Raw genomic sequence first — 15316 nt, forward strand, 5'->3', positions numbered from 1 at the left:
TAGCGTTTTAACATGTTCTCCAGTTCGTCCATAAGGAGCCGGGTTTACTCCCTTATCATGGAAGGAGATAGGGTGATAGTAAACATCTTGTCGAACGGGGTCATAAAGTTGACCAGCACCACCTTGCAGTTATCCTGCAGCTTCGCCTCGCGCACTGTGGCCGCCAGATGGCCCAGCTCGCCCCCCGTCAATTCAATCCAATCCTCACCACAGGTATACCGCAGGATACCACCGCTCCAGAGATAGCAGCCCTCTTCTGTAGGCTGCAGCTCTCCGGAAGTGAAGCTTCCTTCCTTCCCAAAAATGAAAGACAGCTGAGTCATGACCTCCCCCGGCTTATCACCATGCAGCCGGAGTGTCCAGCCCTCGTCAGTGCGCTGAACCTCCGTCTCTACACGGAACGTCTGTTCATGGGTAAGTGGGCGGCTCTGGTGCGGGAGTAAATACCACGGACTTACCGACGCCCCGGAGGTTTGCGGAAGCCATGCTCCTTCAACTGGACCGTAATAACCCTTCTTCTGCTCTCCTGCCAGGCGGTATCCTTCGGGCAGCTTGGTCATCTCCTGCATTGGCACATACCCTGGGTAAAAGTAAGAAGCCAGCTGCACGGCCAACAGCCTCACGGCACCGTGGCGGAGCGCAAAAAAGGATGGCGTCTCCGTAATCAGCGTCACACTGGTGTCGCCGTCCCTGAAACGGGCAACCGGTGCCCCGAAATCCGTATGCAGCCGGCTGTGGTAAATCCGCCCCTGATGACCGGCGGCCTCCATATTCTGCAGATAGCTATACCGCAGAAAATCACCGTTCAATATTTGCTCATATTTCACGGGCAGGGCCGCTGAGGCCTCGAACGGCTGCTGCAACTCCGGCTCCAGCAGCATCCGCACAAGCACGTTGACGGAGCAGACACCCGGATCAACAAGCGCCCGGCCGGCCCATTCAGCCATGCCCGCAAGCAGTGCATCCCTGTCGGAACGGGCCAGAATCGCATAAGGCAAATAATACGGAGACAGATCGTGATAGCTTCCCAGATCCTGCCGTCCAGAATAATCGGTCACGACCTCGCCGCTAGGATGAACCAGATAGACCATCATCTGCAAATTTAGACGGACCGGGTCCAGCAGCTCCGGCCGGTCCAGCAGACGGGCGGCGTGAATCAGCATAATGTCGCTAACTGCGCTGTAAATGCCGTTGCTCCGCTCCGTCCATTCCCCGTCCGGGGTAATGTCCATCCCTTCCGCCAGCCATTGATCGGCCCGCTCAGCAGCCTCTTCCAGTCCAAACAGCTCATGCAGAAATCCCAGTGCTGCGCATAGTACCCAGCGGTGATTCGGCGTGTGGCATCCCCCTGTAAGCATGACGGGGACGGTCCGCTTCAGAAACAGCCTCATGTTATTCAGCACCGGCTTCAGCGGCTCCCAGTCCTGCCGAGCCAGCAATTGGTACAGCTGGGCGTAGCCGACAATGACAAAGGCCGTATCCGGCGGAGAGTGATAGTTCGTCCAGCCTGGAGAGATAGAGCCGTCCTCGTGCTGGGCGCGCAGCACGAACTCCGTCGCCAGCAGCAGCCGCGCCAGCAGCCGCTCATCCCGATAATATGTAGAATCGGGATTGGCCAGAGCCGCTCCCCAATAACACATATCGGTCGGCGTGCCTGTCGTATGATTGACCCAGGCAATACCCGTACCCGGGTCAATCGTCCCTCCATAATAACGGCTCACTGGGTCGAGCACCTGCCGGAACAGCCCTCCCTCTACCGCTCTGTCATTACTTTCCACCAGTTGCTTGTACATTGTATTCCCTCCAAGTTAAACATTCTGCTTCATGTCCGGGCGGTGCCAGGCTCCTTAAGACGTCAGTGGCCTATCCTCTGCCCGCCAGCTTGGCAGCAAGCAGGCGATGACTTTCATGGATTTCTTCCGGCTTACAGGCCGCCTTCAGCTCATACACCTTGACCTGTGCCCGCTCAATCATCGGTAAATAGGCATCATAGAAATCCATATTCTTGCTGTTCACATAGGGGCACCAGTGGTCGGAGAGACCGATGGTCTCATGAATGTGGACGCCCACAATATCATCCATCAGACCTTCCATTTCTCCCACACTGTCGTACAGACCCAGACGGTCCATCATAATAGCATGACCGGTATCATACCATATGCCCACAGGGGCACCCTTTAGCGCTCTGATAATCGTCTTGGCTTCCGCGAGCGTCGGAATCTGCTGTGGCTTGGAGCGTGTTTCGATGCCAAAGCGGACGTTTAAGCCCTTAGAAGCGGCCCGGTTGCATACTTCATCCAGGCTTTCGATAATTGTCTGCACATAACTGGAGCTGTAGGCTTCCCGCCGCTCCATCAGCTCCGCCCATTTGCTGCGGTAAGCTTCCGAATCTCTGCCCTGTCCGCTGTAGATTTGCTCCAGCTCTTTGCTGATATCATTAGGAAAAGGTACTTCACCAGGATGCACAACAACAGCCTCGCCACCATAACGCTGGGCGTATTCGGCTGAGCCGACCAGCAGCTCAATCGCCCGCTGCCGCTTCTCCTCATTCTCGAAGCCGAGCAGCACAGAATCGGTGCCGTAATCGGGGTCCGGGACATGGGGAAAGGTGTTGTGAACACTGGATATTCCAATCTCTCCCCGCTCGATCATCGGCTCGATGGTGGTCAGCATTTCCTTAGTCACATTGTAGTTCAGTTCCACCCGGCGAAAGCCCAGATTGCGGATTTCCTCCAGCATCCCGCTGCCGACAGTATGGCGCTTAATATTCCAGCAAGTTGAGAATGAGAATGCTCCTTTGTCCTCCATAACTGTGTTCTCCTTTTTCTATACCTTAGGGTTCAGCCTTTGACAGCACCAAGCATGACGCCGCTGACGAAATATTTCTGCAGCCATGGATAGACGGCAAGGATCGGTACCGTGGCGAAGATGACGGTGGCCGCCTTAAGGCTCTCCGGTGTCAGCGCGGTCCGGTTAGCTCCTTCCATCTGTGTCAGTTCAGATACCATATTGTTCTGCACCATCTGGAACAGCTTAAGCTGGAGCGGATACAGGTCCGGATTATTGATATACATCAGGGAATCCTGGAAGCCGTTCCACCTTCCGACCGCATAGAAGAGGGACAGTGTAGCCATAACCGGCATGGATAACGGCAATACAATTTTCATGAGTGTATAGAAATGGGAGCTGCCGTCGATTTCGGCCGACTCCTCCAGGCTGGGAGGGATATTATTGAAGAAAGAAATGAGAATAATCAGGTTAAAGGGACTGACCAATCCGGGCAGAATAAGCGACCAGACCGAATTGAGCATGTGCAGGTCACGGATCAGCAAATACTCGGGAATGATGCCACCGCTGAAGAACATGGTAATGATGATTACATACATGAAGAATTTGCGGCCCTTCAGATTAGTTTTGGTCAGCGGATAGCTTGCTGCGATCGTGAAGAGCATACATAACACCGTTGTAGCAAACGTAAGCACAATGGTGAAGATGAGCGAGCGAATCATCGCATTATCAGAAAAAACTTTAATGTAGGCATCCCAGTTCACTTCAATGGGAAAAATCGTTACTTCTCCGGAAGTGATTGCCCGGTTGGAACTGAGCGACACCGCAATCACATGTAAAAACGGAGCCAGACAGAACAAAACGAACAAGGCAACAAACACAATATTGACGATATCGAATATCCGGTTTGAGGTACGTTCACTCATAGCACTCCGCCTCCTTCCTTCTTTATCATAGAATACCGTCTCCGGTCACTTTTTTCGAAATATAGTTGGAGCCAAGGATGAACACCAGCCCTACCACCGCCTGGAACAATCCGACTACGGTAGCCAGCGTATATTGCCCGGATTCCATACCGATCCGGTACACAAAGGTGCTGAGCACATCGGAATATTCACGTACCGCTGTATTCCCGATAATGTAGGGACGGTCAAAGCCGATGGTGACCATTTTTCCAATATTGAGAATAAGCAGCGTCACGATGGTTGGTTTAATACTGGGAAGCGTAATATAACGGATCTTCTTGAGCCTGGTTGCTCCATCTACTTCAGCAGCTTCAAACAGCTCCTTGTTGACACCGGTCAACGCTGCCAGGTAGAGGATGGTTCCCCAGCCGGCACTTTGCCAGATACCTGTGAACAGATAAGTAATCAGCCACGGGTTTTTCTCCGTCAAGAATGGAATAGGATTTAGTCCCATGCCCTCCAGAACACCGTTCACCATACCGGACTGGTTGCCGAATAATTGATATACGATCCCCCCGATGATCACCCAGGAAATAAAGTGCGGGATATACAGGATGGTCTGCGATATTTTTTTGAACCATACCGACTTAATTTCATACAGCATAATAGCCAGTATAATTGGAGCCGGGAAGGAGACGAGTAAATCCAGAAAATTGAGCATAAAGGTATTGCGCAGGGTAGTGTAGAACTCCCTCATTCCAAAAACCTCGCGGAAGGCGTCAAAGCCGATCCACTCACTGCCTCCGATTCCTTTAAACAAATTGAAATCCTTAAAGGCAATCTGCACGCCATACATTGGACCATAACGGAAAATCAGGAAATATATAATAGGCAGCGATAGCAGCGCGTATAGTTGCCAATACCGTCTAAAGTATGTCGCTTTGCTCAAGTCGGTTTCCTCCTATGGAGAAAACCCGGATGGAGCGGCAACCACTTCCCCCGGGTTTTCACTTCATATTTATTTATTGAGCCGGTAGTTCCTTAAGCGCCTGCTCCAGCTCTTGTTGCAGCTTATCTCCACCCAAAGACATGAAATCCTTCATTTCCTGCTCGTAAGTGGCTTCAAATTGCTCCGGCTTGACCATCGCCGTCTTTACAATAATCACGCCGAGTTTGTCATTGAGTGTGTTGCCGTATTGCGCTTCCGCTTCAATCGGCTTGCCGAAGACGAGCGGTCCGACCGTATCCGTGTTGGCGATAGCGATAGATTGCTTCAGCATTTCCTGGTTGCGTTCAGGGAAGCCCATCACCCATGCTTTTTCGTTGGTAGCCTGGTCGCCGATGTTTTTGCCGTTGGAGATAATGGCCGTGTCACCGGCGTTAAACAAACGGTCGGCAAACTCCTGGGGGACATCTGCTTTGACTACCGGAATGCCGTCTTCCATGTCATAGTTCTCACCTTCGACTCCGTTTTGCAGGTTGATCAGATTATTGTCCGAGGCCATCCAATCGAGATACTTAATCGCTTCTACGGCACGCTTGCTGCTCTTCGGAATCATGAGGTACATACCGTTGGAGGCATAGCGGGATTTAATATGCTTATTGTCAACGTTGGCGTTGGTTAAGATGTCTACGGGAAGCACCTTGCTGCCCTCCACATTTTTGTAGAGATTATCCAGGGTACCATCGGCATAGAACAGGACATCCACATCCTCCGACCAGTAGCCTACATTGCCGTTCTGGATATCCTTGGCCAACTGGGTCTTATCCTCGTCCAGACTGAAATCCTTGCTGACCATTCCTTCGTTGTAGAGCTTGTTCAGAAATTGCAAGGCATCCTTGAAGCCTTCGTGAAGCGGCAGCTCATAACGCTGACTGTAGGTCAGATCGCCGCTGATCGGCTTCATGAAGGAATAAATCAGCGTTTCATACTGAGCCGGAGCCAGCGCCATGCCCATCGGGATGTTTTTGCTGCCAAGATTGCCCGGATCCTTCTCTTTAAACGCTTTCAAAGTTGTATACAGCTCATCGGTCGTCGTTGGCATAGGCAAACCCAGTTTATCCAGCCAATCTTGGCGGATGTAAGAGCTGTAGCGGCCTGTGATCGCCCGTTTACCCGGGATCGCGTACTGCTGACCTTCAAGCTGGCCGAATGTCAGTGTATCCTCACCAATAAATTTCTTCAGGTTGGGGCCATGCTCATTGAGCAGTTCACCGACATCGGTCAGGCCGCCCTGCTGGGCGTAGCGGTAAAATACGCTGGAATCATAAGTAAATACGATATCAGGTACATCGGTATTGCTCGCCATCAAAACGTTCAGCTTCGTTATTTCCTCAGAGCGCTGAATGGGTACAAATTCGACATCAATGTTATTCGGATCGCCGAACCGTTCCTGCACCAGTTTAGTCAAATAGTTGTTGGTAATGGTATAAGGCGCCGGGCTGTTGCCGCGGTCAAACACTTCCACCTTCAACTTAACGCGCTTGGCGCTTTCCCCTTCTGCCGCCGCCCCCCCGTTTGCCTTGTTATTATCAGAATTGGAGGAACACCCTGCCAGCAGGGAAATACCCATCACTGCGGTCAATCCGATTCCGATTGCCTTCTTCAGAACTCCTTGGTGTACGTTCACTGTCATTTTTCCATCTCCTTCGCCTTTCAGGCTTTAATGGTGACTTTATGATCCCCCAACCTTGAACCCTGTCCGTCCCTAGCGGAATCCATTTCACATGATGTTTATTCGCTGTGCTACTGGGCCGCTTGTTGTTCCGGATGCCCACAGTATTTCATGAATTTCAGGGGTTTGACAATAAACCTGTTTCGGATATTCCCCTTGCTGCAAATTCGGACTTCCAGTTTATCCATACAACTATTTTCGTGGGATAAACCGCTTTCACAAAGGCGGATCGATCCCTCTCAAACCCTCCCTTCCAAGGGAGGGTTTGAGAGGGTTGCACCCTCTGGACACCTGCAAGTTTGGCGAATAAGTCTGGCGGTACTGTGTTTAGGAGGCTGGGAGGAGGGAGCGCTTATCCCTGCGGGACCGCTTGAACGCCGCCGGGGGCGGCACGCTATCCCTGACGGGATGCGCGCCGGAGGCTAGGGTCAAAGGCGGGCTGTTCCTTCGGAATGCGCAAGATCTTAAGGGCAACGGCGGGCTGTTCCTTCGGAATGCGCAAGACCCTTAAGATCAAAGGCGGGCTGTTCCTTCGGAATGCGCAAGACCCTTAAGATCAAAAGCGGCTGTTCCTTCGGAATGCGCAAGATCTTAAGGGCAAAGAGGGGCTGATCCTGCGGAATGTGCAAGACCTTGGCGTGCGGTTTATGTTCTGGAGGTTGGACGGCCACGCTTCAACAAGCGGTAATCGCCCGGCGTGATTCCTGCGATTCGTTTAAATACCCTTCCGAACGTAATAGCATTGGCATAGCCTACCTGAAGCGCGATATCCTGCAACGAATATTCCGTTTCCAATAGCAGCTGTTCGGCTTCCTTCATACGCAGCTCTGTAAGGAAATCAACAAATTTCATTTTAAATTCCGTTTTGAAAAGATAGCTGGCATATTTGCCGGATACCTGAAACCGGTCGCTTAAATGCTTCAGGGAAAGATCGGGATTGGCAAAGTTCTCTTCAATATAGTCCTTCATTTCGTTGACCATTGCTCGGTAGCTTTTGGTCTCGCTGACGGAGACATAGGTACGGAATAAGTCGGTCAAATATTCAAACAGAATGCCCTTCACTTCATCAATGGATTCAGCGTCTTCCAGCTGCTTCAGCCGTACCGAAGCATTCTCCGCCGACAGTTCGTCCTGCAGTTGCTCCGACATCACAGCCACTTCCCGGCTCAGCATTTGCAGCATGGCCTCGACTAGAGAGCGAATATTGTCATCCTGTAAATAATCCTGTTCAAACGCATCGAAAATCCCTTCCAGCCTCTCCCGCCATTGGCCGCTCGACATCCGGAACTGCTTGACAAATTCGGCTATCATCTGTAAATACTTGTATGTCTCAAGCAGCGGCTGACGAGCTTCCCCACATGCCGCCAAAGCGATGTCTTCATGCATCAAGAGCTTATGCTGCATGACATTCTCCGCTGCCGCATAGGAATCACGGATGGCGCCCGGACCAACCGCTGCCAGTCCGATCCCGAAGCTGAGGGAGATACGTAAATTCTGCTCTACCCAGAAGCGGCAGTCCTCGGCGAATATACGGATTTTCTCCGACATCTCTTCATCACTTCCAGTCGTCAGGAAGAGAATCGCCGCCCGGTCGGTTCCAATCCACTCCGCCCAACCCTGCAGCTCCGCACTGCGCGCCAACTCCTGAAAGACATTCATCAGGGCAAATTTGAGTGTGTTCTGATCACCCCTTGTGTACCGATCCTGAAACACCTTCTCGTAACGGTTAATCTCGGCCAGTACAACTGTAAAGCGGGATGTAGAATGAGCACCGGAAAGCGGCGACAGCTCTTCTATCCGTTCGACCACGTTGTCCAGCCGCTCGCTGCGCAGCAGATCAGTGAATAGCTTGCTGCGCTGCAGCAGCAGATTCTCCCTGCTCTTCTTGTCATAATCCGTCATATGGTTGATCAGATCTTCCAGCACCTCGTCAATGAGCACCATTTCGTCCGATCTGTCGGTAGATTGGTCCATCATTCGGATTTGATGGCCTTCAATCCGGTTCATAATCACCTGAATGGGCTTGTAATTGCGCCGCGTAACATAGACCAGGTAAAAAATTGCGCTGACAACCGTTCCCAAGGCAATAGCCACCCAGAGATAGGAGATCACAGACACCCAGCCGAACAGGTTCCCCGCCTTGATCCCGCTGGAGAACGTCCAGTCAAGTCTTTCCAGATACATGGTGTTCAGCTGCTTTCCATTCTTGGCGCCTCCACTGTCCGAATGCGCCTGATACACTGTCTGTCCATCACTGCTAAGAATAGTCAGGAAGGACAGCTGTTCGTTGACCATGCTGTCGACAATCTGCTCAATCCCGCTCATTTTGATATTAATTACTAATATCCCCTCCGAGCCGAAGGGCAGAGGCATCCCTTTATTTATGGTAAGCACACGCACAGGCGTACGCTGAACGAACTCATCTTTATATTCCCTGACGGACTGCCAGCCTTCTGGCAAAGAGCCGGAGGCCATGCTGTCAATCCAGTCTTCGTCTACAAAACCTGAAAGATCCTTGATTCCAGTTTCAGTTAAAACGCTTTCATTTGTCTTGTCGTATAAATAGATAGACTGAATGTGGGGCGACTCGTTGGTAAGGTTGCGCAGGCTCTGGGCAACCGCATATATTGCCCCCGTATCCGTCTCGCTTTGATTGTTGAAATAACGCTTAAAGGCATCACTGCGTTCAGCAGCCTCCAGCACCGACAGTTCGGTTTCCTTTATCGTCCGGTCTACATTATCCACGAGATAGCTGGCGGAGATACGGTCCGCTTTCTGGGTCTCCATCTGTGAAATATCATTGATAAACACAAAAGAGGCAAAAATCAGTATCGTCACGGTAAGCAAGAAAATGGGAAAGTAGGACAGCAGCAATCGGTGATACCAGGTGCGTAACAATAGACAACCCCCTCCATACAACCGTTAAGATACCAGGCCGCGGTTCAGCCACTGATGCACGCACCGCCCACAGAGTTTTGAATGCGCCTTCATGAGTGTTTCTTCTGCGCGAATTGCTGCCATTATAGCATACGCGGCATGGACCCGGCTAACGAAGCAAGTAAAGGCAACATGCCAAATTTCGACAATCTTCTCCATCATAGTATTACGTACGGCAACCACAGCCCATCCACTTGCGTCCGGGTATCCATGGCCACTCCGTTCCAAACTGTCCCTGCCCACAAGAAGAAACGGCTTAGCCGTCCTCTGAAAGAGGCGGCATCCGTTTCTTCGAGAAATATAAGGATCATTTATGGTGTGAAACCCCGCATACCTATCCGCCCAAGCATCGGCCAAGCGGCAAATCATTGTCGAATCGCTTTACAAGCCTGTGCTTTCCCTAATATAACGGCGCGCCTTGATCGCATATTCCAGAGGATCGGCAAGCGCCGGGTCCTGCTCGGCTTCCACCACAAACCATCCCGTATAAGAATGGCGGGCCAATTCGGCGAAAATCTCTGCAAACGCAATGCAGCCATCGCCGGGTACGGTGAACGCTCCCGCTTTTACAGCCTGCAGAAAGCTGAGCTGATCCCGCATGACCCGCTCGACCACCTCCGGGCGGATATCCTTCAAGTGCACATGCTTAATCCGGGGTAAATGGGCACGCAGCACCTCCAAGGGATTCTCACCGGCAAAAGCCAGATGTCCGCTATCGAATAGTAGGGATACCTCGCCGGGTTCCGTAAGCTCCATTAACCGGGCAATTTCGGCCACCGTCTGTACCCCGGTCCCCATATGGTGGTGATACACAAGTGTCATACCCTTCTCGGCGGCCAGACGGCCAAGCCCACCCAGGCCTTCCGCGAGTGCGGCCCACTCTGTTTCCGTGAACACAGGTTTACCAGCGAACAGCGGGGTATCCATTTGCCCTTGAATACTCCGCCCCTGCTCTGAAACCACAATCACGTTGGCCCCCATCTCATGTAAAAAATCACGGTGCGCACAAAAGGCCTCTGCCGTCACCTCGTACGGACGTACAGTCAGATATGCGCTGAACCAGGCACTGGCAATCTCTAGTCCGCGAAGCTCCAGCGCCCGATGCAGCCGGTCCGGGGAGCGCGGATACTTGTTGCCCACCTCACTTCCCTGAAACCCGGCAAGTGCCATCTCGCTGATGCACTGCTCAAAGGTATTGTCCCGTCCCAGTTCAGGCATATCGTCATTGGTCCAGGCGATGGGAGCAATCGCCAGCTTGACCGCATGTTCTTTGAACATCATCACGTCTACCCCTTCCGTTTCTACAATAGTACAGATCGAAGGCCCGCCGCGTGTTTGCACACTTTGCTCCGGCAGCCCAGACTGTTTCAGTAGCTGCGCGCCTTCTCCAGCTGCCCGTGCTTCTGCTCGTAAGCGGCCTGCACCGCTTCGCTGCCGGACACTTCCGGGACACCGACATGCCACCAGGCTCCATAACCATGAGTCATTGTCTTTGGCAGCACCTTGATGTCGATCAGCGTGGACCGCTCCTGTCTCTGAGCTTCCTCCAGTGCGCTGCGCAGTTGCTCTGCGGTCGACGCACGGAAGGTCTTGACGCCATAGCCGGCGGCACTGGCTGCGTAGTCGATCTGCATTAATTCGCCGTTTAGCTGGCCCTCCGGGCTGCGGTAGCGAAATTCAGTACCCATACTGTTCAGACCCTGTTCCATCTGCAGATTGTTGATGCAGCCGAAGCCCGCATTGTCGAGCAGAATGACGTTGATCTTCTTGTTCTCCTGAAGGCTCGTCACTAATTCGGAATGCAGCATTTGATAGCTGCCGTCGCCTACCAGCGCATATACCTCCCGTTCCGGTTCGGCCAATTTCACGCCGAATGCGCCGGAGATTTCATACCCCATGCACGAAAAACCGTATTCCATATGGTAAGTATCTGGCACAGCCGAATTCCACATCCGCTGCATATCGCCCGGCAGACTGCCTGCGGCCCCGATGACGATAGCGTCCTTCGGGATGCAATCATTAAGTATCCCGAGCACCCGTGTTTGCGTCAGCGAAGTATTCAGCTTCGCCGCATACTCGGGAAGCAACTCATCGAAATGTCCGGCAATCTCGGGAACGAAGGAACCCGAAGTGCCATGCGCCCCCTCCTTCACGGTATACTCCACTCCAGCTAGACGCCTTCTCTCCTCTTCCCATGCCTTTCTTGCCGACACGATTTCATCCGTATAGGCGGAGCGGTAACCGCGCTCCTCCAGGGCAGCGGACAGCGCCTTCAAACCTTCAGCTGCGTCGCACACCACGGCCAGCGCATCCAGCTTGGCAGCATGATAAGGAGAGGCATTGATCGTCAGAAACTCCGCTTCGGGATGCGCGAACAGACTCTTCGAGCCTGTAGTGAAATCCGTAAACCGGGTGCCGACACCAATGACCAGATCCGCTTCTGCGGCCAGGGCATTAGCAGAGCCATTGCCGGTGACGCCTATGCCGCCGAGATTGTAGACGCAGTCGCTTGCCACCGCGCTTTTACCGGCTTGTGTCTCACCGAACGGAATGGCGAATCTCTCGGCAAAAGCGCGCAAGTCCGCTCCGGCATCCGCATACCGGACTCCACCCCCGCAGACCAGCAAAGGCCGCTGTTTACCGGCAATAAGCTCAGCCGCCGCAGCGATCTCATCCGGATGGGGAAGACGGGAAACGATTCGGTGGATGCGCTTGCAGAAGAACTCAAGCGGGTAGTCCCAGGCCTCTCCTTGCACATCCTGCGGCAGCGCGATCGTAACCGCCCCGGTGTCCGCCTGATCGGTCAGCACACGCATCGCGTTCAGCAATGCCGTCATCAGTTGCTCCGGCCGGTAGATCCGGTCCCAATATTTGCTCACCGCCTTGAAGGCATCGTTGACTGTGATCGACAGATTGTAGGTATGCTCCATTTGCTGCAGCACCGGATCAGGTTGGCGGGTGGCGAACGTGTCGCCGGGCAGCAGCAGGACCGGAATCTGATTCGCGGTCGCGGTCGCGGCGGCCGTCAGCATATTCGCCGAGCCTGGACCCACGGAAGCGGTGCAGGCCATAATTCGCCGCCTGCGGTTCTGCTTGGCGAACGCGGTGGCCGCATGGACCATCCCCTGCTCGTTCCTCCCCTGGTAGACCGTTAGCGTACCCGGCGCTTCCTGCAGCGCCTGCCCCAAGCCGAGTACATTGCCGTGGCCGAAGACTGTGAATATGCCGTGTACGAAGCGCTCCGGCCCGCCGCCAAAGTCCACATATTGCTGCTCAAGAAATTTCACCAGCGCTTGCGCCGTCGTTAGTCTGATCGTATCCACATGAATTCCTCCTTCGTCTCTTTACTGCCAGCGGGCAGTAACGACCTTTTTACGTGTGTAGAATTCAACCCCGTCACTTCCATTCGCATGAAGATCGCCGTAGAAGGAATCCTTCCAGCCGGAGAAGGGGAAGAAGGCCATCGGTGCCGGTACGCCCACATTGACCCCAAGCATGCCTGACTCGATATGCTCCCGGAAATAGCGCACTTTCCCGCCGTCGTTCGTAAAAATGCAGGCCCCGTTGGCAAAACGCGACGCATTGGCGATCTCAACCCCCTCTTCCACATCCTTGACACGGATCACCGCCAGGACGGGCGCGAAGACTTCCTCCTGCCAGATTTTCATTTCCTGGGTCACCCCATCAAACACCGTCGGGCCGATAAAATAACCCTCTCCCCGCACCGCGGCATCCTCCCGGCCGTCTCTGAGCAGCTTTGCGCCTTCAGCCACACCCTGTTCAATATAAGCGGCCGTTTTGTCCTTATGACTTTGGCGGATAACCGGTCCCAGAAACGTGTCTTCATCCAGGCCGTTTCCAATGTTCATCACGTCACATTCACGCAGCAGAATCGAGATCAGCTCATCAGCGACCTCTTCCTGCACCGTTACCACGGAGCAAGCCATACAGCGCTCCCCGGCAGAGCCGAAAGCCGCGTTCACAATCTGCGCTGCCGAAGCTTCAAGGTTCGCGTCCGCCAGCACGATGGAATGATTCTTCGCTCCCGCCAACGCCTGAACCCGCTTCAAATGTGCCGTTCCCTTCTTATATACATACTCAGCCACCGGCTGCGAGCCGACGAAGGAAATCGCTTTGACATCGGGATGCTCCAGCAGGCCGTTTACAACGTCATGCGCACCGTTAATCACATTGAGCACCCCCTTCGGAAGTCCGGCTTCCTCCAGCAGTTCTGCAAGACGCGCCGCCAGCAGTGGCGTGCGTTCGGAGGGCTTCAGCACAAAGGTGTTTCCACAGGCAATGGCCAGCGGGAACATCCAGCAGGGCACCATCATCGGAAAATTAAACGGCGTGATCCCACCAATCACACCGATGGGATAGCGGTACATTCCGGACTCGATGCCTGTCGCGATATCCGGCAGCTGCCGGCCCATCATCAGCGTCGGCGCACCAGCTGCGAATTCCACGCATTCGATGCCGCGCTGAACTTCGCCGTAGGCTTCTTTGAAGCTTTTACCATTCTCCAGCGTAATGGTCTTCGCTAGTTCATCCCAATTCTCCACCAACAGCTGCTGGTATTTGAACAAGATTCGCGCTCTCCGCGGCACCGGCGTTTTGGACCATCCGGCAAAAGCCGCCTTCGCCGCCGCCACAGCCCGGTCTACATCGGCTCTTGTGGACAGCGGAACTCTGGCCAACACCTTACCCGTGGCCGGATCGTATACCGGCTCCGTCAGCTCCGTAATTGCCTCTACCCATTGCCCGTCAATATAGTTGTGCAGGACCTGCACGGCTTGCTGTTCCACCCTACCCACTCCTTCGGCTCTAATGATGTGTTGCTGCTAATGTATTGCTGTAGCTGTGTCCTCTGAATTTGTGTTCTCCGCCTCCGTCGCCCTTCTTACTCTGCGCCTGAGCCGATTTCCTCGTTAGATAATAAGAACGCTTCCAATTCGTCCAAGGTTGGCATGGCATCCGAGCAGCTGTGGCGGGAGATGACGATGGATGCCGACGCACTGCCGCGACGCATGGCCTCACTGACGCCTCCGCCCTGCATCAGATTGTGGATGAAGGCGGAAGCGTAAGAATCTCCGGCTCCAAACGTCTTTAGTACGTTTGCGGGAAAAATGCCACTCCGGTGTTTCTTCCCGTCCGCCGTGTAGGAGATTGAGCCGCTCCCGCCATGCTTGATGACGACCAGCTTCGCTTGGTGCGAGAACCAGCGGTTGGACGTTGCTTCGTCGTCTGCTCCTGTCACATTGTACAGGTTCTCCATCATATTAAATTCCTCACGGGTGCCGATGATACAGTCGCATTTCTCTGCTGCCAAGTTATAATAGACCGCCGTTTCCGCGGCTGACTTCCAGGTGTAAGGACGATAATCCAGATCGAAAAATATAGTGACGTTATGCTTGCGGGCAAATTCCAGTGCCAGAAACACCGCCTCGCGGGAGGGGCTTTGCGCCAGTGCGGTACCTGAGATTAGCAGCGCTTTGGACTTCCGGATATAATCTTCCGAGATCTCCTCCGCACTCAGCAGCAAATCTGCCACATGGTCCCGGTACATCAGAATGCTGCATTCCTGAGGGCTCCGTATTTCAGTAAAAGCAAGCCCAGTCACCGCACCGGTCCGGTCAACGCTGACCTGGCTGTCGTCAATGCCATTCTGCTGCAGATAGGTTCGGATAAAACGGCCCATTTGATCATCGGCAATCTTGCCAATGAAGCCGGTGTGCATCCCCAGCCGCGCCGCGCCGATCACGATATTCGCGGGAGAGCCACCTACATATTTGGTAAACGTCAGCGTCTCTTCCATCGGTCTTCCGGTTTCATTGGCGTTCAAGTCTATACAGAGCCGGCCGACGGCGATTAAATCCAGCGGCCGCGCGGGATCGAACTGTAAACCGTTCATAATGACGCCTCCTTGAAAAAAGTTCAGTATGCCACTCGAAGATATAGAGTGCTACACTAGCGCTCTCAGAGAAATTAGATGCAAAACTGCATCTAATTTCA

10 protein-coding genes are annotated in these 15316 nt (G+C 53.5%); all 10 read right to left on the minus strand.

Annotation, left to right across the window (positions count from 1 at the left end; genetic code table 11):
- Positions 1-44 precede the first annotated feature (44 nt).
- Positions 45-1793 carry a hypothetical protein gene (locus tag B9T62_RS30975; RefSeq protein WP_087918785.1) on the minus strand — a complete coding sequence of 583 codons (1749 nt, stop codon included), beginning with the start codon at positions 1791-1793 and terminating at the stop codon, positions 45-47.
- Positions 1794-1863: 70 nt separating this feature from the next.
- Entirely contained in the window at positions 1864-2808 is a 945-nt protein-coding gene (locus B9T62_RS30980; RefSeq protein ID WP_087918786.1) for a sugar phosphate isomerase/epimerase family protein, read from the minus strand.
- 32 nt (positions 2809-2840) lie between these two features.
- On the minus strand, positions 2841-3713 hold the full coding sequence (locus tag B9T62_RS30985; RefSeq protein WP_087918787.1) for a carbohydrate ABC transporter permease: 873 nt from the start codon (positions 3711-3713) through the stop codon (positions 2841-2843).
- Positions 3714-3738: 25 nt separating this feature from the next.
- The gene (locus B9T62_RS30990) at positions 3739-4641 is read right to left on the minus strand and encodes an ABC transporter permease (protein ID WP_087918788.1); all 903 of its coding nucleotides are present in this window, start codon (positions 4639-4641) and stop codon (positions 3739-3741) included.
- A 73-nt stretch (positions 4642-4714) separates the two neighbouring features.
- Positions 4715-6328 carry an extracellular solute-binding protein gene (locus B9T62_RS30995; RefSeq protein WP_087918789.1) on the minus strand — a complete coding sequence of 538 codons (1614 nt, stop codon included), beginning with the start codon at positions 6326-6328 and terminating at the stop codon, positions 4715-4717.
- A 684-nt stretch (positions 6329-7012) separates the two neighbouring features.
- Positions 7013-9265, minus strand: coding sequence for a helix-turn-helix domain-containing protein (locus B9T62_RS31000; protein ID WP_087918790.1), 2253 nt, complete (start codon positions 9263-9265; stop codon positions 7013-7015).
- Between the two features lie 420 nt (positions 9266-9685).
- A complete protein-coding gene (iolE, locus tag B9T62_RS31010; RefSeq protein WP_087920490.1) occupies positions 9686-10582 on the minus strand; it encodes a myo-inosose-2 dehydratase in 897 nt (298 codons plus the stop codon).
- Between the two features lie 89 nt (positions 10583-10671).
- Positions 10672-12627, minus strand: coding sequence for a 3D-(3,5/4)-trihydroxycyclohexane-1,2-dione acylhydrolase (decyclizing) (gene iolD, locus B9T62_RS31015; protein WP_087918792.1), 1956 nt, complete (start codon positions 12625-12627; stop codon positions 10672-10674).
- 21 nt (positions 12628-12648) lie between these two features.
- Complete coding sequence (locus B9T62_RS31020) at positions 12649-14109, minus strand: CoA-acylating methylmalonate-semialdehyde dehydrogenase (protein WP_087918793.1); 1461 nt, start codon at positions 14107-14109, stop codon at positions 12649-12651.
- A gap of 95 nt (positions 14110-14204) precedes the next feature.
- A complete protein-coding gene (gene iolC, locus B9T62_RS31025; RefSeq protein WP_087918794.1) occupies positions 14205-15215 on the minus strand; it encodes a 5-dehydro-2-deoxygluconokinase in 1011 nt (336 codons plus the stop codon).
- Positions 15216-15316 lie beyond the last annotated feature (101 nt).

Origin of the sequence: Paenibacillus donghaensis (assembly GCF_002192415.1) — a bacterium.
Lineage (GTDB): Bacteria > Bacillota > Bacilli > Paenibacillales > Paenibacillaceae > Paenibacillus_AQ > Paenibacillus_AQ donghaensis.